This is a genomic window from Prevotella sp. OH937_COT-195 (assembly GCF_003932845.1).
Taxonomy (GTDB): Bacteria; Bacteroidota; Bacteroidia; order Bacteroidales; family Bacteroidaceae; genus Prevotella.
The window spans coordinates 1-446 of record NZ_RQZH01000148.1 but is presented as its reverse complement, the minus strand read 5'-3'; the positions used below and the strand labels follow the sequence as shown (position 1 = coordinate 446).

Below are 446 nucleotides of genomic sequence, written 5' to 3'. Positions count from 1 at the left end.
GTATATAAGAGAAATATATATCAAGAAAAAACAAGTGGAATGAAATCTAATAGAGAGTAGCTAGATAATATGATAGAAGAACTTCAAGAAAGAGACATGGTTATAATAACCGATTTAAATAGGATATCAAGAAGTACAAAGGAGTTACTTAATATTATAGATAGAATAAAAGCTAAGGGAGCTGATATAAAAAGCATTAAAGATACTTGGCTAGATACATCAAGTGATAATCCATATAATAGTTTTTTACTAACTGTTATGAGTTGATTGAATCAGCTAGAAAGGGACTTAATAAGTCAAAGGACTAAAGAAGGTTTAAGAAGTGCAAAAGCTAGGGAAAGGAATATAGGAGGCCTTCTAAGAGAAATGATAAAGCTGATACAGTAGGGTTACTATATAGAGAAGGTTATAAAATAGTTGATATAGTAAAACAAACAGTTTTAAGT

The 446-nt window shown here is 29.1% G+C and carries 1 protein-coding gene and 1 pseudogene; both read left to right on the top strand.

Annotated features, from left to right (window positions below):
• Window positions 1–69: 69 nt before the first annotated feature.
• Entirely contained in the window at window positions 70–267 is a 198-nt protein-coding gene (locus tag EII32_RS12435) for a recombinase family protein (RefSeq protein WP_233582403.1), read from the top strand.
• Between the two features lie 95 nt (window positions 268–362).
• Window positions 363–446, top strand: a pseudogene (locus EII32_RS12870) (hypothetical protein); the annotation flags it as partial.

Coding starts and splice junctions, on each gene's coding strand:
- EII32_RS12435 (WP_233582403.1), top strand. CDS start 70: ATGATAGAAGAACTTCAAGAAAGAGACATGGTTATAATAACCGATTTA.